The 18312-nt window shown below is 65.6% G+C and carries 17 protein-coding genes and 1 tRNA gene; 5 read left to right on the top strand and 13 right to left on the bottom strand.

Annotated elements, in window-relative coordinates; translation table 11 throughout:
• Window positions 1–95 precede the first annotated feature (95 nt).
• The gene (locus BFL28_RS06175; RefSeq protein WP_079246965.1) at window positions 96–1268 is read left to right on the top strand and encodes a glycoside hydrolase family protein; all 1173 of its coding nucleotides are present in this window, start codon (window positions 96–98) and stop codon (window positions 1266–1268) included.
• 212 nt (window positions 1269–1480) lie between these two features.
• Complete coding sequence (locus BFL28_RS06185; RefSeq protein WP_069319718.1) at window positions 1481–3172, top strand: acyl-CoA dehydrogenase family protein; 1692 nt, start codon at window positions 1481–1483, stop codon at window positions 3170–3172.
• Window positions 3173–3187: 15 nt separating this feature from the next.
• Here the strand turns inward: BFL28_RS06185 and BFL28_RS06190 are convergent.
• Both BFL28_RS06190 and BFL28_RS06195 read right to left on the bottom strand, forming a co-directional pair.
• A tRNA-Gln gene (locus BFL28_RS06190) sits at window positions 3188–3262 on the bottom strand.
• Between the two features lie 51 nt (window positions 3263–3313).
• Window positions 3314–4399, bottom strand: a complete 1086-nt coding sequence (locus BFL28_RS06195; RefSeq protein ID WP_069319719.1) for a branched-chain amino acid aminotransferase — start codon at window positions 4397–4399, stop codon at window positions 3314–3316.
• A gap of 63 nt (window positions 4400–4462) precedes the next feature.
• Between BFL28_RS06195 and BFL28_RS06200 the strand changes: the two genes are divergently transcribed.
• Window positions 4463–4945: a MarR family winged helix-turn-helix transcriptional regulator gene (locus BFL28_RS06200; protein ID WP_069319836.1), complete on the top strand. Its 483-nt coding sequence runs from the start codon at window positions 4463–4465 to the stop codon at window positions 4943–4945.
• A gap of 12 nt (window positions 4946–4957) precedes the next feature.
• On the opposite strand, the gene BFL28_RS06205 is transcribed toward BFL28_RS06200, so the two are convergent.
• From BFL28_RS06205 to BFL28_RS06250, 11 genes are all read right to left on the bottom strand, one after another.
• Window positions 4958–5557 carry a hemerythrin domain-containing protein gene (locus BFL28_RS06205; protein WP_069319837.1) on the bottom strand — a complete coding sequence of 200 codons (600 nt, stop codon included), beginning with the start codon at window positions 5555–5557 and terminating at the stop codon, window positions 4958–4960.
• 44 nt (window positions 5558–5601) lie between these two features.
• A complete protein-coding gene (gene proC, locus BFL28_RS06210) occupies window positions 5602–6417 on the bottom strand; it encodes a pyrroline-5-carboxylate reductase (RefSeq protein ID WP_069319720.1) in 816 nt (271 codons plus the stop codon).
• The gene (locus BFL28_RS06215; protein ID WP_069319721.1) at window positions 6414–6917 is read right to left on the bottom strand and encodes a type III secretion system chaperone family protein; all 504 of its coding nucleotides are present in this window, start codon (window positions 6915–6917) and stop codon (window positions 6414–6416) included. The genes proC and BFL28_RS06215 overlap by 4 nt, the downstream gene beginning before the upstream one ends.
• 126 nt (window positions 6918–7043) lie before the next feature.
• Window positions 7044–7355: an accessory factor UbiK family protein gene (locus BFL28_RS06220; RefSeq protein WP_069319722.1), complete on the bottom strand. Its 312-nt coding sequence runs from the start codon at window positions 7353–7355 to the stop codon at window positions 7044–7046.
• A gap of 16 nt (window positions 7356–7371) precedes the next feature.
• Entirely contained in the window at window positions 7372–7923 is a 552-nt protein-coding gene (locus tag BFL28_RS06225; protein WP_069319723.1) for a TspO/MBR family protein, read from the bottom strand.
• Window positions 7924–7957: 34 nt separating this feature from the next.
• Window positions 7958–11059: an efflux RND transporter permease subunit gene (locus BFL28_RS06230; protein ID WP_069319724.1), complete on the bottom strand. Its 3102-nt coding sequence runs from the start codon at window positions 11057–11059 to the stop codon at window positions 7958–7960.
• The gene (locus BFL28_RS06235; RefSeq protein WP_069319725.1) at window positions 11059–12162 is read right to left on the bottom strand and encodes an efflux RND transporter periplasmic adaptor subunit; all 1104 of its coding nucleotides are present in this window, start codon (window positions 12160–12162) and stop codon (window positions 11059–11061) included. Before BFL28_RS06235 ends, BFL28_RS06230 begins: the two co-directional genes overlap by 1 nt.
• Window positions 12163–12284: 122 nt before the next feature.
• Window positions 12285–13307 carry a glycosyltransferase family 4 protein gene (locus tag BFL28_RS06240; protein ID WP_069319726.1) on the bottom strand — a complete coding sequence of 341 codons (1023 nt, stop codon included), beginning with the start codon at window positions 13305–13307 and terminating at the stop codon, window positions 12285–12287.
• Window positions 13308–13335: 28 nt separating this feature from the next.
• Window positions 13336–14208, bottom strand: a complete 873-nt coding sequence (locus tag BFL28_RS06245) for a UDP-2,3-diacylglucosamine diphosphatase (protein ID WP_069319727.1) — start codon at window positions 14206–14208, stop codon at window positions 13336–13338.
• Window positions 14209–14289: 81 nt separating this feature from the next.
• Complete coding sequence (locus BFL28_RS20455) at window positions 14290–14430, bottom strand: glutathione S-transferase family protein (protein ID WP_193790885.1); 141 nt, start codon at window positions 14428–14430, stop codon at window positions 14290–14292.
• On the bottom strand, window positions 14427–15425 hold the full coding sequence (locus BFL28_RS06250) for an NAD(P)H-quinone oxidoreductase (RefSeq protein ID WP_241527234.1): 999 nt from the start codon (window positions 15423–15425) through the stop codon (window positions 14427–14429). The genes BFL28_RS20455 and BFL28_RS06250 overlap by 4 nt, the downstream gene beginning before the upstream one ends.
• Before the next feature lie 66 nt (window positions 15426–15491).
• On the opposite strand from BFL28_RS06250, the gene BFL28_RS20055 reads away from it, so the two are divergent.
• Complete coding sequence (locus BFL28_RS20055; protein ID WP_079246966.1) at window positions 15492–15686, top strand: DUF1192 domain-containing protein; 195 nt, start codon at window positions 15492–15494, stop codon at window positions 15684–15686.
• A gap of 162 nt (window positions 15687–15848) precedes the next feature.
• Complete coding sequence (clpA, locus tag BFL28_RS06255) at window positions 15849–18167, top strand: ATP-dependent Clp protease ATP-binding subunit ClpA (RefSeq protein ID WP_069319728.1); 2319 nt, start codon at window positions 15849–15851, stop codon at window positions 18165–18167.
• Window positions 18168–18312 lie beyond the last annotated feature (145 nt).

Raw genomic sequence — 18312 nt, forward strand, 5'->3', positions numbered from 1 at the left:
ACAGCGGCCAGCATCAGTGCAGCCGACCGGCCGCCTTGCCTCATGGTAGCCAATATGTCATTCATCATACGACTTCACCAGCGAGAGGATTGACGATGGCGATGCAGCAGCAGAGACGACAGGGCAGGATCGCCGGGCTTGCCATGGCACTGGCGATCGGCGGCGCTTCGGTCGTCGCGACTGTGCTGCCCGCCGGCGCCCAGAATTACGATCTGGATCGGCGCGACGACAGCTTCCGCGAGCGGCTGGAAGTGATCGAGGAAAAACCCGCGCCGGTGATCGGTCCCGACCAAACCGGACTGGCCGGCAACAAGTCAGGCTTCGAAACGGGCGTCACGGTCAAGGTCGACGGCACGTACCACCTGTTCATCTCGGAAATGTTCGGCCGTCCGCACCTCGACATGCGCATTGCCCACTGGAGCAGCCCGGATTCGATCCGCTGGACGCGGCAGAGCACGGTGGTTGAGAGCAAGCCGGGCCGCTCGCCGAACAATTCCATGTCGGAAGTGTGGATGCAGGCGATGGTCTTCGATGAACAGGCCGACCGCTGGACCTTGTTCTATATCGCCTATCGCGGCGGCAACAGCGCCCGTGGCGAAGCGCTCAACATGGACTATGAGGGCGTGGCCCGCCGCGCGGTATCCCAGGTCCCGGGTCGCAAGGGCATCGGCGGTCCGTTCAAGGATGTCGGCATTGCGATGGCGCCCGGCGGCAAGGACGCCGCGCTTTGGGAAGGTCAGCAGGGGCTCGATTCCTTTTTCCCCTATCGCGTCGGCAATAAATGGGTGGCGCTGCACGGCAGCCACAACCACTTCCCAGTCTCGCCATGGCAGGTCGGCGTCGCCACCGCGCCGCGCCTTACGTCCAGCACCTGGAAGCGGGTTCCGAGCGAGCAACCCTCCCCGATCGAAAGTTTGTTCATCGAAAATCCGATCGTCAACCGCCTGCCCAACGGCCACTATATCGCGGTATACGACAACAACCACTTTGCCCCCAACCAGCCGGATATCCCGGTCAAGGCGAATAATTCGGTCGGCTACAGCATCTCGCGGGATGGTATCCGCTGGCATCAGGGCCGGTCGCTGATCGTGCAGACCAGCGAAGCGAGCAACTGGTCATCCGACGTGCGCACCGCGCTGGGGTTGGTGCCCGAACCGGATGGCACCTTCACCCTGCTCTACACAGGCCGGATGAAGGATCGCCCGTTCTGGGGCATCGGTCGCGTCCGGGTGAAGCTGACCATGGCGCCGGCCGGGGCACGCGACTGATCGGCGCGCAGTCCGGACAGGATTGCCGGTCGGCGAGTTGATCGCCGGCCGGCTTCATTCGTTGCTGACAGCGAGCGACCAAGGCGACAAAAGGCAATCGACCGCTGCACGAGCAGGCGGCGCCGACCCGGTCGTGGCGCATGGAGACCCCTCCACGCCACGCGCCGGATTGCGCCGCGGCCTGTGCCGCGCCGCCATGCTGGAGTAGCCCGATGACCTTCACCCCTGCCGCTACCGAACAACGATTCGTGCTTGATACCGTCGCGGGCCTCAGCAGCCTTGGCGTGGATGGCGACATCGTCGACGCCGTGCTTGACGGCGCGGGCGCATTCGCGGCGGGTGAATGGGCACCGCTCGACCGGGCCGGCGACACGATCGGCGCGAAATGGACGAGCGACGGCGTGGTGATGCCCGAGGGCTATCGGGCGGCATATCAGGCCTATGTCGAAGGCGGCTGGGGCACGATCGGCTCGCCCGAAGCCTTTGGCGGGCAAGGACTGCCGATCAGCCTCGCCACCGCAGTGCTCGAGACGCTGGGGACGGCCAATTGCGGCTTTGCCCTCTGCCCGACGCTCAATGTCGGCGCGATCGAGGCGCTGATGCACCACGGCTCGCAGGCGCAGCAGGCGGCCTATCTGCCGAAGCTCTCGACCGGCGCGTGGACCGGCACGATGAACCTGACCGAGCCGCAGGCGGGAAGTGATGTCGGTGCGCTGAAGACGATGGCCAAGCCGCGCGGCGACGGAACGTGGTCGATCAAGGGGACGAAGATCTTCATCTCGTTCGGCGACCATGATCTCACCGATAACATCGTCCATCTCGTTCTTGCGCGCACGCCGGACGCACCGGCCGGGACCAAAGGCATCTCGCTGTTCCTGGTGCCCAAGTTCCGACTGAATGACGATGGCACGCCCGGCAGCTTCAACGACGTCCGTGTCGTGTCGATCGAGCACAAGATGGGCCTCCATGCCTCGCCCACCTGCGTGCTGAGCTTCGGCGATCATGACGATTGCATCGGCGAGCTGATCGGTGCCGAATTCGGCGGTATCCGCGCCATGTTCACGATGATGAACAATGCCCGGCTGAATGTCGGGCTGCAGGGCGTGCAGGTGGCCGAACGTGCCACACAGCGCGCCGTCGCCTATGCCCGCGAGCGTGTGCAGGGCTATCGCGAAGGCAAGCCGACCGCGATCATCGAACATCCCGATGTGCGCCGCATGCTGCTGCGCATGAAGGCGCAGACCATGGCCGCGCGGGCGCTGGTCTATTATGCGTTCGGCCAGCTCGACCGCGCCAACGCCGGCGATGGTGCTGCCAAGGCGCGGCTCGACCTGCTCACCCCGCTCGCCAAGGCCCATGGCACCGACCTGGGCAACGAAGTCGCGAGCCTGGGCGTGCAGGTCCATGGCGGCATGGGCTATATCGAGGAGACCGGTGCCGCCCAGCATTTCCGCGACGCACGGATCACGCCGATTTACGAAGGCACCAACGGCATCCAGGCGGCCGACCTGGTCGGGCGCAAGCTTACGGGCGACGCCGGCGCGGCCCTGTTCGCGCTGACCGGCGAAATGCGGGGGCAAGCGCAGGATGTACGACTGATCGCGCTGATCGCTGCGTGCGACGAGGCGGCGCGGCGGCTGCTGAGCGTGGAAAGCGACGACCGGCTCGCCGCCAGCTACCCGTTTCTCACCATGCTGTCGGTCGCGACTTGCGGCTGGCTAATGGAGCAGCAGCGCCGTGCCGTCGAGCAGGCCAATGTCGATCCAGCGTTCCGTGCCATGAAGCAGGCGGCCGCCGACTTCTATGTGCAGCAGATCGTGCCGGAGGCCCTGGGCCTCAAGGCTGCGGCGACGGCTGACGCGGCAATGCTCTACGCCGTGGACGCGGAGACCTTCGCCGCCTGAACATCGATGTGGATTTGGCTGGGGCGGAAGGATTCGAACCTTCGGTACACGGCATCAAAAGCCGTTGCCTTACCGCTTGGCTACGCCCCAGCACGGTCGGTCCGACGCCCTTAGAGCGTGAGAACCGACCTGAAAAGAGGGTTAGCCGAAACGATGCACCCAGTTGTGCGGATCGGGGGCCTGCGCGCGCTGAATTGCGGTGAGCCGGGCCTTTAGCGCCTGCGTCACTTGACCCGGGCCACCGCTGCCGATCGTGAACGCCCCGTCGCGCGACTTCACCGTACCGACGGGCGTAACCACCGCCGCGGTGCCGCAGGCGAAGGTCTCGACCAGCTTGCCGCTGCGCGCGTCCGCTTCCCACTGGTCGATGGCATAGGGCGCCTCGCGCACCGTTATGCCCTGATCGCGGGCGAGCGTCAGAATCGAATCGCGCGTGATGCCGGGCAGGATGGTGCCGAGCGGCGGCGTCAGGATGCTGCCATCGTCGAACACGAAGAACAAATTCATGCCGCCCAACTCATCGATCCAGCGCCGTTCGGCGGTGTCGAGAAACACGACCTGATCGCAACCCTGCGCGATCGCCTCACGCTGGGCGACCAGGCTGGCCGCGTAATTGCCGCCGCACTTCGCCGCGCCGGTGCCGCCCGGCGCCGCGCGCGTGTAATGATCCGACACCCAGATGCTGACCGCGGGCGCGCCGCTCTTGAAGTAGTTGCCGGCGGGTGACGCGATGCAGAGATACAGATATTCGGAGGCCGGCTTCACGCCCAGGAAGACCTCGCTCGCGAACATGAAGGGCCGCAGGTAAAGCGAGCTGCCGTCGCCGGACGGTATCCAGTCGCGATCGGCCTTCACCAGCGCTTCGATCGAACCGAGGAACAGGTCGTCGGGCAGTTCCGGCATCGCCATCCGCTGAGCCGACTCGCGGAAGCGGCGCGCGTTTTCGAGTGGCCGGAACAGCGCGGTGCCGCCATCGTCCAGACGATAGGCCTTCAGCCCCTCGAATATCTCCTGAGCGTAATGCAGCACGGCCGTGGCGGGATCGAGCAGCAGAGGGCCGCGCGGCATGACCTTCGCATCATGCCAGCCCCTGTCGTCGGACCAGCGCACCATCGCCATATGATCGGTGAACACCTTGCCGAAGCCGGGATCCTCAAGCACGCGACCACGCTCGCTCGCGTCAACCGGCGTAGGGTTCGCCTCGAACTCGAACGACTGGCTGCTCACGCCTCTACTCCCCTGCTGATCAACGGTTGCGCAGGCCTAGGCGGGATGGCAAAACAGGTCAACATGGCTGTCCCAACCGCTTCCCCACTGTTCCTGCGCGAGACCGAGATCCGCCGTGGGGTCGAGCTGTTGTACTTCGGTTACAGCCATTTGACGCGGTCGATCGACGAAGGGCTGGCGGCACAAGGGCTGGGACGCGCCCACCATCGCGCGCTTTATTTCGTGGCGCGTCAGCCGGATCTGTCGGTCGGCGAGCTGATCGCGCTGCTCGCGATCACGAAACAATCGCTCGGGCGCGTGCTGACGGATCTGACGGATCGCGGGCTGATCGAGACGCGCCCGGGCAAGGCCGATCGCCGACAGCGGCTGCTGCGACTGACGTCCGAGGGCGCAGCGCTCGAAGCCGAATTGTTCGCCGCGCTGCGCGACAAGATGGCGGCGGCCTATTCCAGCGCCGGCCAGGGTGCGGTTGGCGGGTTCTGGTCCGTGCTGGAAAGCCTGATCCCCGAGGCCGAGCGGATACGCGTCTCGGCACTCGGGCGATAGCCGGGGCCAAGCTCAGGCGAGCTTGTACCCCTCCTTGTTCATCGCGATCGTGAGATGCTTGTTCTTCGCTTCGTCACTCTGGGTGCGAAGCGAGGGGAACAGGTCCGTTTCTTCCTCGCGGATATGGTCCTCGAGGTCCGCGCGGAACTTGCGCACCTTTTCGAGGAAGGCGGGGCTCGTGTTCGGCATGTTCTCCAGCTCGTACAGATACTGCTTCACATAGCCATGTTCGCGCGTCAGCTCGTCCGCTTCCTCGATCCGACCCGCCTCGCGCAGCGCGGGGTAGATCACATTTTCTTCCTCCAGCGCGTGCTTGGCCAGCGCGTGCTTGATCTGCGTGAGCAACATCGTGCGTCGGCCGGCAGCGTTGTCGTCAGTCGCTTCGAGCGCGTCGAACAGCTTGAGCACCATCTTGTGCTCGGCGATCAGGCCGTCCATCCAGTCGCCGGCCAGCAGCGTCGGCGATTGCACCGCCGCCTTGCGGCCAAGCATCGCCAGCACGCCCAATGCGGCACCACCGGCTACCGCGCCGGCGATCGCGCCAAAGCCGTTCCAGTTGCCTTCGTCCTTGTTCCCGCCCTTGTTGTCGCGGGCCCGCGTCGTCGTCGCCATCATCGCCTCCATGAAAGGGGTTTCGGCGCTTCAACGGCTTAACGTTACGCGCGTTCCCCCGCGGCCCGGGCGGCGGCCGCCATCTCGCCATTGCGCCGCGCCGCAGCAGCCAGCGTGCTGGCCAGCAGGCTTTGCAACGCCTGGTCGGCGTCCAGCACATTCAGCCCCTCCCGCGTCGATCCGCCGGGGCTGGCTACCTTGTCGGCGAGCACGGCAGGCGTATCGTCCGACGCAGCGGCCATGACGGCGGCCCCCTCGACCGTCGCAAGCGCAAGCCGGAGCGCCTGGTCGGCCGGCAGGCCAAGCCCCGCCGCTCCCTCGGCCATCGCATCGATGAACCGGTAGACAAAGGCCGGCCCGCAGCTGGCCAGCGCCGTGACGGCGTCGAACTGATCGGCCGCGATCCATTCGACCTGACCCAACGGCGCCATCATCGCTCCGACCGCAGCGCGTGCAGCGTCATCGGCGCTCGCCGAATTGAGCGCGACCACGCCCTTGCCGAATGCGACGGGCAGATTGGGCATGACACGGAAGATGGCGCCGGCATCGAAGCGCGCGGCCAGCGCAGGCTCCTCCACACCGGCCAGGATCGACAGCAGCAGCGGCACGCCCGCAAGCCGCGGGGCGAGCGTCGCCGCCACCTCGTCAAGCTGTTGCGGCTTGACGCCCAGCATCACTGCATCGGGCAGCTCGCCCTCGGGCAGCGCCGTGCCTTGATGGACCCCAGCGGGCAGCGACAGCGGATACCGGTCGAGGACGAACACGTCGTTCGGCGCCACCACCTCCGCCTCGATCCAGCGGCGCAGCATCGCGCCAGCCATATTGCCGCAGCCGATCAGCCACAGCCTGGCGATGCTCATGCTTCGCCCTGCGTCTCGATCAGCGCGGCGGCGAGTGCATCCTTGGGTGACTTGCCGCCCCACAGCACGAACTGGAACACGGGGTAGAAGCGCTCGCACTCGTCGATCGCGCTTTCCACCAGCAATTCGGTCTGGGCCAGCGTCATCGCCCCGCCCTCGTCGCCGCCGATCATCGCCGCGTGGCGGTACAGGAGGATGCCGCTCGACGACCACAGTTCGAAATGGCCGACCCACAGCTGCTCGTTGACGAGGCCGATCGCCTCGTAGATGTCGCCGCGCCGCTCGTCCGCGACGCGCACGTCAGGAAAGGCGAGGAACTGCAGGACGCCGTCGTCCTCGCGCCAGATCGCGCGCAGCTCGTATTCGGTCCAGCTGCCCTTTACCCGGGCGACGATCTCGTCATCCTCGCGCTCATGGCTCCAGCCATGCGCGGCATAGTAGTTTTCGAGCATGTCGATCGGCGCGGCATCGTCGCGCTCATATTCGCTCTCGTCGAGCATCCGGTCATTCCTCCGCCCGGCCCTTTACACCCGGTTCCAAGCGACGTCGTGGGTGCCACGACCGCGCTGCACCGCACAAGCGGTCATGGTGAACGAAGCGGAAATAGGTGTGGAAAAAGGCCGCTGTCAAAGCGCGGGGTCAGCGTCGCCCTTCTTCGCCCTGGCGGGCTTGACCGTCGGTGCCGCTACACCGCCGACGAGCTTGGCTTCCAGCGCCTCGATCCGTGCGCGCAGGGCATCGTTCTCGTCACGCGCGGCGGCAGCCATGGCCTTCACCGCCTCGAACTCGTCGCGCGCGACGAAGTCCATGCCGCCGACAAAGCCCTTGAACCGTTCACGCGCAGCCGCTTCGCCTTCACGGGCCATACCCGCGACGGTGCCGGCCGCACCGTTAACGAACTTGACGAAATCGTCGAACACCCGGTTGTCGCTCTGCATTGAAACCTCGAATAAACTAAAGATTGATCTGGGGTGCCTGCCCCCCGGGCACAAGGGTCACCGCGTTCGGGTTCAGCCTGTGGATCTGGTAGTTGAGCGTGCCAGCAAAGCACAGCCAGGCGAGATACGGCACCATCGCCCATGCGGCGGCACGGCGGATCCGCCCGAACATCAGCGTCGTCGCCAGCGCGACGAGGAAGATGGCGACGATCAGCACCAGCGCCCAGAACAGCTGATGCGCCCCGAAGAACAACGGCGTCCAGGCAAGGTTCGCCGCCAGCTGGAGCGCGAACAGGATCAACGCGGGCCGCCGCAACCTTGATCCGCGGGCATTGATGACGATAGCGAGTGCCAGGCCCATCAGCACGTAGATGATCGACCATGCGACCGGGAACACCCAGCCCGGCGGCGTCACCGCCGGCTTCTGCAGTAGCTGATACCAGGTGTTTTCCTCGCCGCTCGGCACCAGTCGGCCGGACGCGAAGCCAAGCAGCAGAATGAGCGGGACGGTGACGATTGCCCAACGCAGGAAGGCAAGGCGTAACTGACCTTTGGACGCGATCTCCATTCACTCCCCCGGCTTTTACCCAAGATGTGGTTCGTCACTCGGCGGGCTGCGGGGCCTCCATGGCCGTGTCGAGCTCGCGCGCCACTGCTTGGGGCGAACCGGTCCACTTCGCAAGCCTGCTGTACAGGATCGGGATGAGGAACAGCGTAATCAGCGTCGCCAGCACCACGCCGAACACGATGACGACGCCAATCGCCTGCCGAGCCGCCGCGCCCGCGCCGCTTGCGATCATCAGCGGGACAGCACCTGCCGCGGTGGCGATGGACGTCATCATGATCGCGCGCAGACGTCGCGCCGAGGCCATCCGGATTGCCTCGGCGATCGACTTGCCCTCGTCACGCAGCTGATTGGCGAATTCGACGATGAGGATGCCGTTCTTGGCCGCAAGGCCCACGAGCATGACGATGCCGATCTGACTGTAGAGGTTCAGCGTCTTGCCGAACAGCGACAGGCCGATCATCCCGCCCGCCACCGCAAGCGGGACGGTCATGATGATGACCGCCGGATGCACGAAGCTTTCGAACTGCGCGGCAAGCAGAAGGTAGATGATGAGGATCGTCAGGCCGAACACCAGCAGGATCGACCCGCCCGTCTCGATGAACGACTGGCTCTCGCCGCGATAGCCCACCGCCACGATCTCGGGCGAGCTCGCCGCCTGTTCCTGAAGGAAGGTCAGCGCCTCGCCCAGCGAGTAGCCCGGGGCCAGCCCGCCGGACAGCGTGATCGCGCGCAGCTTGTTGAAGCGGCCAAGGTCGCGCGGGCCCGAAACCTCTCGCGTCGTCACCAGGTTGGACAGCGGGATCAGCGTGCCGTCGCGCGCCTTTACATTGATCTGCGCGAGGTTGGCGATGGTCGAGCGGTTCGGCGCATCGGCCTGGACGATCACGCGATACTCCTCGCCCCGATCGACATAGGTCGACACGCGGCGCGAGCCGAGCAGCGTCTGCAGCGCCTGGCTGACGTCGTTTACTGACACGCCCAAGTCGCCGGCCCGTGTCGTGTCGACGTCGAGACGCAGCTGCGGCTTGGTCTCCTTGTAATCGGAATCGAGGTTCACGATGCCGGGATTGCTGGCTGCCGTCGCAAGGATGCGATCGCGCGCCGCGATCAGCCCTTCATAGGTCGTTCCGGCCAGCACGAAGCCGATCGGCTGACCGCGTCCGCGGGCAAGCGCGGACCGAACTTGCGCATTGCCGCGCACCGCCGGCTCGTCCGCCAGGATCCGGTTGATCTGTTGCGCCACCTGCGCGGTGGTCGTTTCGCGCTCTTCCCACGGCTTGAGGAACACGACGAAGTTGCTGCTGTTAAAGTCGTCGCCGCCGCCGAACCCGGCCGGAACGCGAGTGATGATCGTGCGAACCGCGCCTTCCCCGATCAACGGCAGCAGTTTTTCCTGCACGCCGATCGCGTAGCGATACATCTGGTCGAAACCGGTACCCTCTGGTGCGTTCAGCTGGACCTGCGCCATGCCCTGATCCTCGGCCGGGACCAGCTCCGACTTGAGCGTTGCGAAAGCCAGGCCAGCAACCGCCAGGAACGCCACCACACCGATGATCGGGATGAGCGGGCGGTCGATCGCGCGGTCGAGCCATTTGCCGTAGAAGCGCTCGGTACGCTCGAACTTGTCCTCGAGCCAGCTGGTGAAACGCCCGCGCTTCTCCTGCTTGAGCAGTTTCGAGCACAGCATCGGCGTCAGGCTGAGCGCGAGGAAGCCGGAAAAGGCGACGGCGCCGATCATCGCCACCGCAAGCTCGCGGAACAGCAGGCCGGTCTGCCCCGCAAGGAAGCAGATCGGGACGAACACCGCACAGACGACCAGCGTGGTCGAAATCACCGCGAAGCCGACCTGCCGCGTTCCCTTGTACGCGGCAACCAGCGGCGGCTCGCCCTCTTCGATCCGATGATAGACGTTTTCCAGCACGACGATGGCGTCGTCCACCACCAGGCCGATGGCGAGCACGAAGGCCAGCAGCGTCAATAGGTTGATCGAAAAGCCGAACGCCCACAGCACCGCGAATGCGCCGAGCAGGCAGATCGGCACCGTGACCGCCGGGATGAGCGTGGCGCGCCACGACCCCAGGAACAGGAAGATCACCAGCACGACCAGCACGGCCGCTTCGGCCAGGGTATGCCAAACGCCCTCGATCGCGCGCGCGATGAACAGCGAATCGTCCGATCCGATGGACATCGACATGCCCTCGGGCAGGTCCTTCTGCATCTCGGCCATCGCCTGCTTGGTGGCGTCGGCCACCGCCAACGTGTTGGCGCCGGATTGCCGGACGACGCCCAATCCGATCGCTGGCTGCCCGTTATAGAGGAAGGTGTTGTAGGGGTTCTCCGCGTCCTGCTCGACGCGTGCCACGTCGCCCAGACGCACCAGATAGCCGTCCGGCGCGCGACCGACGATCAGGCGCGTGAAGCTCTCCACGGACCCGAACGGGCGATCGACGCGCAACGTGACGTTCTGCTGCCGAGACTCCAGCCGCCCGGCGGGAAGCTCGACATTCTGGGTACGCAGCGCCGTCTCGACCTCTGCCGGCGTCAGCTGGAACCCCGCCAGCCGCGTCGCATCCAGCCAGACCCGCATCGATGGCCGTGCTTCACCGCCGACGAACACCCGTGCGACGCCATCGATCGTGCTGAACCGATCGACAAGGTTGCGGTCAGCATAATCCGACAGCTGCAGCTGGGTCCAGCCGGGTCGGGACACGACCACGAACAGGATCGGGCTGGCATCGGCATCGACCTTGCGGATTTCGGGTGCGAGCGCCTCTTCCGGCAAATCTTCCGTCACGCTGCCGACCCGATCACGGACGTCATTGGCAGCGGAGTCGATGTCGCGGCCAGGCCGGAATTCGATCGAAATGTCGGACACGCCGTCGCGCGAGCGCGAGGTGATCGTTTCGATCCCCTCGATCCCCGCAAGCGTTTCCTCGATCGGCTGCGTGATCCGCGCCTCGATCACGGTCGCGGCCGCGCCGGTATAAGCGGTCTGCACCGACACGACCGGCGGATCGGTGTCGGGATATTCGCGAACCGACAGGTTGAGATAGGCGACAAAACCGACGATCGTCAGCAGGATCGCCATCACGGCGGCGAAGACCGGCCGCCGGACAGATACGTCGGAAAGCTGCATCAGCCGCCGCTCTTGCCGGCGGGGCTGCCCTTGCCACGTGCGCGCGCCTCGCTCTCAGGCGCGGGCGTGCCGGCGCCGCGCCCGGCCGGGCCGGGGCGAACGGCCTGGCCATCGGCGATCTTGACCACGCCTTCGGTTACGACGCGCTGACCCGCGGCGATGCCCTGGCGGATCTCGACCATGCCGTTCTGGCGCAGGCCTGTTATCACCTTCACCCGTTTGGCCTTGCCATTCTCGATCACGAAGACGAACGTCTGCTCGCCCTCGCCCACCACGGCAAGCTCGGGCACGGCGGGTGCCGTGCGCGCAGCGGACTCGACCGCCACGGTCAGCAGCATGCCCGGCTTCAACCGCCGGTCGCCATTGGCGAGGACGGCGCGGACGGTAGCCGCGCGGCTTTGCGGATTGAGCACCGGATCGATCGTTGCGATCGTCCCGCGGAACGGCTGGTCCGGATAGGCGGCCGCAACCCCCTCGATCGGCTGGCCGGGCTGAACGCGCGACAGCAGCGTCTCGGGGACCGAGAAATCAAGCTTGATGCGGCTGATGTCGCTGACGGTCGCGATTTCCGCACCAGCGCCCACGACGGCGCCGGCCGAGATGTTGCGCAGTGAGACCCAGCCACCGAACGGCGCGCGAACCACGCGATCGCCGATCGAGGCACGCGCCTCGGCCGCCTGCCCCGCAGCCTGGCCAGCCAGCGCGACCTGCGCGTCGACCGCGCTGCGCGTCGCGAAACCCCGCGACTTGAGCGCCTCGAGCCGGTCGAGCTGCTGCTGCGCCTCGCGGGCCCGGGCCTGAGCCTGAGCCAGCTGCGCCGCCTCCTGCCCCTGTGCGAGCACCGCGATCACCTGGCCGCGCGCGACATAGGCGCCATCGTCGAAATTGAGGCGCAGGATCCGGTCGGTCACCGGTGCGGTCAGCGTGACCTGTTCGTTCGCGCGCGCCGTGCCGACAGCATCGATCCGTTCAACGAAGCGGACCGATTGCACCGGCGCTAGCTTGACCAGCGGCGGCACGCGGCGCTGGGCTTCGGCTGAATCGCTCTTGCCGCACGCACTCAACAGGTATGCGGCGGCAGCCAGGGTTAGTATCAATCGCATCAGGTCTGCGCGCTAGGATCATGGAAGGGCGGAAGCAAGCTTGTCACACGAGTTTGTCGCATAACTGTGTCAGCGCACGACAAAGCTGGCCGGTTCCGACATTTGCCCGTTGGGGCAATGGATCAGGCTGCCCGCAGCCGGCCAGCAATCGGCGCCAGTGCGCGCAGGAACTGGGCGGCGCTTGCCTCCCATGTGAAGCTGCGCCCGTGCGCGGCGCATGCGGCGCGGTCGCAATCCAGTGCCATGCGGATGGCGCTGTCCAGATCATCGGCCATTGCACCGGTCGCCGGCGTCAGGATGTCGATTGGCCCCGTCACCGGAAAGGCGGCCACGGGCGTTCCACACGCCAGCGCCTCGATCATCACGAGGCCGAAGGTGTCGGTGCGGCTGGGGAATACGAGGACATCGGCTGCGGCATAGGCGCTGGCCAGCGCCTCGCCGAACAGCGCGCCGGTGAAGATCGCCTGGGGGTAGCGCGCCTCTAGCGCCGCGCGCGCTGGGCCTTCACCGACGATCACCTGCGTGCCACGGACGCGGCTGTCGAGAAACGCCTCGATATTCTTCTCGATCGCGACCCGCCCGACGTAAAGCTGGAGCGGGCGTGGCAGATCGCACAGCGCCGGATGGTGCGGCACGCCGGGCCGGAACGCGGCAAGGTCCACGCCGCGCCCCCAATGCCGAACCTGAGTGAGGCCATGCGCGCGCAGGGCCTGCCGGATCGAGTCAGTCGACGCCAGGATCGCCTGAGCCGGCGCATGAAACCAGCGGATATAGTGCCACACCCACTCGGCAGGCACGCCGGCCCGCGCCTGTACATAGTCGGGAAATTGCGTGTGATAGGCCGTGGTGAACGGAAAATCGTGCTTCAAGCACCAGCGGCGTGCAGCGACGCACACCGGCCCTTCCGTCGCGAGATGCACGGCATCCGGTGCAAAATCGTCAAGCAGGTCGCCGATCGTCCGGCTGCGCACCATGGCGAGCCGAATTTCGGGGTAGGTCGGGCACGGCACCGAGCGAAAGCGGTCGGGCGAAATGATCAGCAACCGGTGCCCCTGCGCCCTGAGCACGCCGCTTACCGCCTGAAGCGTGCGCACGACGCCGTTGACCTGCGGCTCCCAAGCGTCGGTGACGATCGCGATCCGCATGGCTGCTGCGTGCGTCACGAGCCGACCCTCATGCCGCTGCCAATGCGGGCAGTGCGTCCTGCTGGCGCTCACGCGCGGCGATCTCGTCCGCCCAGTGCAGGATTTCCATTCGCCCGTCGCCGTGCTCGACCAGCGCGGTGCAACCCTCGACCCAGTCGCCGTCGTTATAATAGTCGATCCCGTCGATCGTGCGCATCCCCGCCGTATGGATGTGCCCGGCGATCACGCCATCCACACCGCGCGCGGCGGCTTCCCTGGCGACGATCTCCTCAAACCCACAGACGAACTCGACCGCATTCTTGACCTTCTGCTTGGCATGCTTGCTGAGCGACCAATAAGGCAGGCCGCGCCAGCGACGATAACGGTTGCACCAGCGATTGAGTGCCATGACTGCGGTGTATGCAGCGTCGCCGACATGCGCGAGCCAGCGGTGCGACAGCGTGATCGCATCGAATTCGTCGCCGTGCAGCACCAGCAGCCGCCGGCCATCGGCGGTGGTGTGGATCGCCTGACGCTTGATCTCGACGCCACCGAAGTTCAGCCCGCTGAACTGCCGGAAGATCTCGTCATGATTGCCGGGGATATAGACGACCCTCGCGCCGCGCTTGGCACGCTTGAGCAGCCGCCAGACGATGTCGTTGTGCGCGGCCGGCCAGTAGAACCGCTTCCTGAGTTGCCAGCCATCGATGATGTCGCCGACCAGATAGATCGTCTCGCTGTCGACATGATCCAGGAAGTCGATCAGCATCTCGGCATTGCAGCCGCGCGTACCCAGATGCACGTCGCTGATCCAGATGGTGCGATACTGCCGACGCCCGCAATCATCACGTTCCGGGATGGCCGGCTCGACTGCGGCAAAGCCGGAAAGGTCGATAAATGGAAACCGGGTGATCGTGCCCATCTGCGCCCCGCAATTGCTTGCCCGCAGCGACATATGGCGGCGAGTTGTTACACTTCGCCGGGTGGCGGCGTCACGCCGATGTCACGCATCGATGCCAATGCAACCCTCCTGCCGCTCGACCCGCGCAATCCACGCCTGTACGGCGGGAAACTCGGCGAGGGCGAACCCGCCATCTTCGGCAACATGGGTATAGGCATATTCGTGAAGGACCAGGTCAGTCACGCGACCGCCAGTACGATCTTGCCCATGTGCGTCCCCGCCTCCATCCGCCGGTGCGCTTCGGCAGCCTCGGACAGCGGAAAGACCTTGTCGATGACCGGCTTCAGCCGGCCCGCTTCGACATGCGGCCAGACCTGCCGCGTCAATTCGTCCGCGACCAGCGACTTGAACGCCACGTCACGTGCGCGGAGCGTCGACCCGGTGAGCGTCAGGCGCCGGCGCATGATCTCGAACACCGGTACGGTCGCCATGGCGCCGCCTTGTACCGCGATCGAGACGTGGCGGCCGTCATCGGCCATGCACTTCATGTTGCGCGCGACATAGTCGCCGCCCACCATGTCGAGTACGACATCGACGCCACGCCCTTCGGTCAGGTCCTTCACCCGACCGACGAAATCCTCGCTCTTGTAGTTGATCGCGTGGTCGGCACCATGCGCCAGGCACGCCGCAACCTTCTCGTCGCTGCCGGCAGTGACGATCACCGTCACTCCGAACAGCTTGCACAGCGAAATCGCCATTGTGCCGATGCCGCTCGTCCCGCCATGGACCAGCGCGACGTCGCCCTCGCTGGCGTAGCCGCGCTCGAACAAATTGGTCCAAACGGTAAACAGCGTCTCGGGCATTGCCGCGGCTTCGACCATGGTCAGGGCGTCGGGCACTGGCAGGCATTGGCCGAGCGGCGCCACGGCATATTCGGCATAGCCGCCCCCGGCGATCAGCGCGCACATCGGCTGGCCGATCAATTCTGCCGGGACGCCGTCGCCCACGGCCACGACCTCACCGGCGATCTCCAGCCCCAGGATCGAGGTGGTTCCCGGCGGCGGCGGGTAGCCGCCCATGCGCTGCAGCACGTCGGGCCGATTGACCCCCCCCGCGACGACGCGGATCAGCACTTCGTCAGGGCCGGGACTTGGAACAGGTCGCTGCGCCGCGACCAGCACCTCCGGTCCGCCGGGCGAATCGGGATCGATCGCTCGCATCGTTTCAGGCAGCGTCATCAAATCCCCCGTTTTGCGCCAAGGTGTTATTGACATCGACTGGCCGAGGGTCAACGTTCCATCGCAATGGAACTGGACGATCTTCCCCGCCGGAAAGACGACCCTGCCGCCTTGCTCGGCAAACAGGACCTCGACCCTTTTTCGGTCGAGGAACTCGATGCGCGGATCGCGCTGCTCGAAGCCGAGATTGGGCGCTGCCGACAAAAGAAAGAACGCGCGGTTCATCACCGCGCAAGCGCCGATTCGCTATTCAAGCGATGAGCGCAGCACCGGAGCCGGGCGCCACGCCTTCCGCTCCGGTGCGAACGCCGCTGCCATTGCAGCAGAGGGCCGCACTTCCAACATTGGAAAAGACGGGCCGGCACCCAGCCACGATTTTCTGGTGCGGGTGTAACCTTACGGTCCGACTGGAGTTGATCCCGAATGCCTAGTTTCGCTTCCGCCCTCGAATCCACCCTGCACCGCGCGCTGGAAGCCGCTTCCTCGCGCCGCCACGAATATGCGACCCTCGAACATCTGCTGCTCGCGCTCGTCGATGACGAACATGCCAGCAAGGTAATGAGTGCGTGCGGCGTGGAGCTGGGCGAACTCAAGAACACCGTCGCGCACTATCTCGATACCGAGCTTCAGGCGCTGCGCGTCGATCAGCAAACCGACCCCTCGCCGACCAGCGGCTTCCAGCGTGTGGTTCAGCGCGCGATCCTGCACGTCCAGTCCTCCGGCCGCGACGAAGTGACCGGCGCAAACGTGCTGGTCGCGCTGTTCAGCGAGCGCGAGAGCTATGCCGTCTATTTCCTGCAGCAGCAGGATATGAGCCGCCTGGATGCCGTCAGCTTCATCAGCCACGGGGTCGGCAAGGGCGCGGCCCCAACCGAAGCCTCGACACCCAAGGGTGCCGAAGAAGAAAAGCCCGCAAAGGCGGATGCAGGCAAGAAGGGCGAGAGTGCACTCAAGCAGTTCACCGTCGATCTGAACGAGAAGGCGAAGGCCGGCAAGGTCGATCCGCTGATCGGGCGCGGACCAGAAGTGGATCGCACCGTGCAGATCCTGTGCCGCCGCAGCAAGAACAACCCGCTCTATGTCGGCGATCCGGGTGTCGGCAAGACGGCGATCGCCGAGGGTCTGGCCCGCAAGATCGTCGAGGGCGACGTGCCCGAGGTGCTCAAGGAAGCCGTCATCTACTCGCTCGACATGGGCGCACTGCTGGCCGGCACACGCTATCGCGGCGATTTCGAGGAGCGGCTGAAGCAGGTCGTGTCCGAACTTGAGAAGCTGCCGCACGCCGTCCTGTTCATCGACGAGATTCACACGGTGATCGGTGCCGGCGCGACCAGCGGCGGCGCGATGGATGCGTCGAACCTGCTCAAGCCCGCGCTGTCAGGCGGCTCGATCCGCTGCATCGGCTCGACCACCTACAAGGAATTCCGCAACCACTTCGAAAAGGACCGCGCGTTGCTGCGCCGGTTCCAAAAGATCGACGTCAACGAGCCGACGATCGAGGATACGGTAAAGATCCTGGCCGGCCTGCGCACGGCGTTCGAAGATCACCATTCGGTCAAGTACACGCCGGACGCGATCAAGTCGGCAGTCGAACTGTCGGCCCGCTACATCAATGACCGCAAGCTGCCGGACAAGGCGATCGACGTGATCGACGAGGTCGGCGCGATGCAGATGCTGGTGCCGCCGGCGAAGCGCAAGAAGACGATCACCGCCAAGGAGATCGAGGCGGTCATCGCGACCATGGCGCGCATTCCGCCAAAGACGGTATCGGCCGACGACACGCGTGTGCTGGCGGGACTGGAAACCGACCTCAAGCGCGTCGTGTTCGGGCAGGATAAGGCGATCGAGGTGCTGTCCAGCGCGATCAAGCTGTCGCGCGCGGGGCTGCGCGATCCCAGCAAGCCGATCGGCAACTATCTGTTCAGCGGGCCCACGGGCGTCGGCAAGACCGAAGTCGCCAAGCAGCTGGCCGAGATCATGGGCATCCCGCTTCAGCGCTTTGACATGTCGGAATATATGGAGCGGCACAGCGTATCGCGCCTGATCGGTGCGCCTCCGGGCTATGTCGGGTACGATCAGGGCGGCCTGCTGACCGATGCGGTCGATCAGAACCCGCACAGCGTGCTGCTGCTGGACGAGGTCGAGAAGGCGCATCCCGATCTGTTCAACATCCTGCTTCAGGTGATGGATAACGGCAAGCTGACCGACCACCACGGCAAGACCGTCGATTTCAGGAACACGATCCTGATCATGACCACTAACGCCGGCGCGTCGGACATGGCGCGCGAGAGTATCGGTTTCGGCGAGCTGAGCCGCGACGACGTTCAGGAAGAGGCGGTGAAGAAGCTGTTCACGCCGGAATTCCGCAATCGTCTCGATGCGATCGTGCCCTTCGACTATCTGCCGCCCAAGGTGGTGGAGCGTGTCGTCGACAAGTTCATCCTCCAGCTCGAGCTTCAGCTGGCCGACCGCGGCGTCCATATCAACCTGGACGACGAAGCGAAGGCGTGGCTGACCGAGCGCGGCTATGACAAGCTGTATGGCGCGCGCCCGATGGGCCGACTGATCCAGGAGAAGATCAAGCAGCCGCTGGCCGAGGAACTGCTGTTCGGCAAGCTGGTGCATGGCGGCGAGGTCGAGGTGAAGCTGAAGGATGGCGGGCTCAACTTCGCCATCGTCCCGGCAGCGCCCAAGCGGCCCAAGAAGGGCGGTGGCAAGAAGGCGGTGGCGGCCAAGGCCTGAGCGGGATCCGCGCCATGATTTCGAGGGGGCGGGCCGATCGGTCCGCCCTTTTCTTAAGAGCTGAACAAGCCCCAGTATGCGCTCATTACGAGTGTGTTACATCGACCGATCAACCTCGCGTTTACCAGTTGTTCGCTTCCGCTTC

The organism is Sphingomonas turrisvirgatae (assembly GCF_001721295.1).
GTDB lineage: Bacteria > Pseudomonadota > Alphaproteobacteria > Sphingomonadales > Sphingomonadaceae > Sphingomonas > Sphingomonas turrisvirgatae.

What these genes read in the sequence shown, in the direction of transcription:
- BFL28_RS06240 (WP_069319726.1), bottom strand. Translation starts at nt 13,307, where the DNA reads ATGCGGATCGCGATCGTCACCGACGCTTGGGAGCCGCAGGTCAACGGC.
- BFL28_RS06220 (WP_069319722.1), bottom strand. Translation starts at nt 7,355, where the DNA reads ATGCAGAGCGACAACCGGGTGTTCGACGATTTCGTCAAGTTCGTTAAC.
- BFL28_RS06245 (WP_069319727.1), bottom strand. Translation starts at nt 14,208, where the DNA reads ATGGGCACGATCACCCGGTTTCCATTTATCGACCTTTCCGGCTTTGCC.
- BFL28_RS06230 (WP_069319724.1), bottom strand. Translation starts at nt 11,059, where the DNA reads ATGCAGCTTTCCGACGTATCTGTCCGGCGGCCGGTCTTCGCCGCCGTG.
- BFL28_RS06205 (WP_069319837.1), bottom strand. Translation starts at nt 5,557, where the DNA reads ATGGCGACGACGACGCGGGCCCGCGACAACAAGGGCGGGAACAAGGAC.
- BFL28_RS06175 (WP_079246965.1), top strand. Translation starts at nt 96, where the DNA reads ATGGCGATGCAGCAGCAGAGACGACAGGGCAGGATCGCCGGGCTTGCC.
- BFL28_RS06225 (WP_069319723.1), bottom strand. Translation starts at nt 7,923, where the DNA reads ATGGAGATCGCGTCCAAAGGTCAGTTACGCCTTGCCTTCCTGCGTTGG.
- proC (WP_069319720.1), bottom strand. Translation starts at nt 6,417, where the DNA reads ATGAGCATCGCCAGGCTGTGGCTGATCGGCTGCGGCAATATGGCTGGC.
- BFL28_RS06235 (WP_069319725.1), bottom strand. Translation starts at nt 12,162, where the DNA reads ATGCGATTGATACTAACCCTGGCTGCCGCCGCATACCTGTTGAGTGCG.
- BFL28_RS20055 (WP_079246966.1), top strand. Translation starts at nt 15,492, where the DNA reads ATGGAACTGGACGATCTTCCCCGCCGGAAAGACGACCCTGCCGCCTTG.
- BFL28_RS06200 (WP_069319836.1), top strand. Translation starts at nt 4,463, where the DNA reads ATGGCTGTCCCAACCGCTTCCCCACTGTTCCTGCGCGAGACCGAGATC.
- BFL28_RS06215 (WP_069319721.1), bottom strand. Translation starts at nt 6,917, where the DNA reads ATGCTCGACGAGAGCGAATATGAGCGCGACGATGCCGCGCCGATCGAC.
- BFL28_RS06185 (WP_069319718.1), top strand. Translation starts at nt 1,481, where the DNA reads ATGACCTTCACCCCTGCCGCTACCGAACAACGATTCGTGCTTGATACC.
- BFL28_RS06250 (WP_241527234.1), bottom strand. Translation starts at nt 15,425, where the DNA reads ATGACGCTGCCTGAAACGATGCGAGCGATCGATCCCGATTCGCCCGGC.
- clpA (WP_069319728.1), top strand. Translation starts at nt 15,849, where the DNA reads ATGCCTAGTTTCGCTTCCGCCCTCGAATCCACCCTGCACCGCGCGCTG.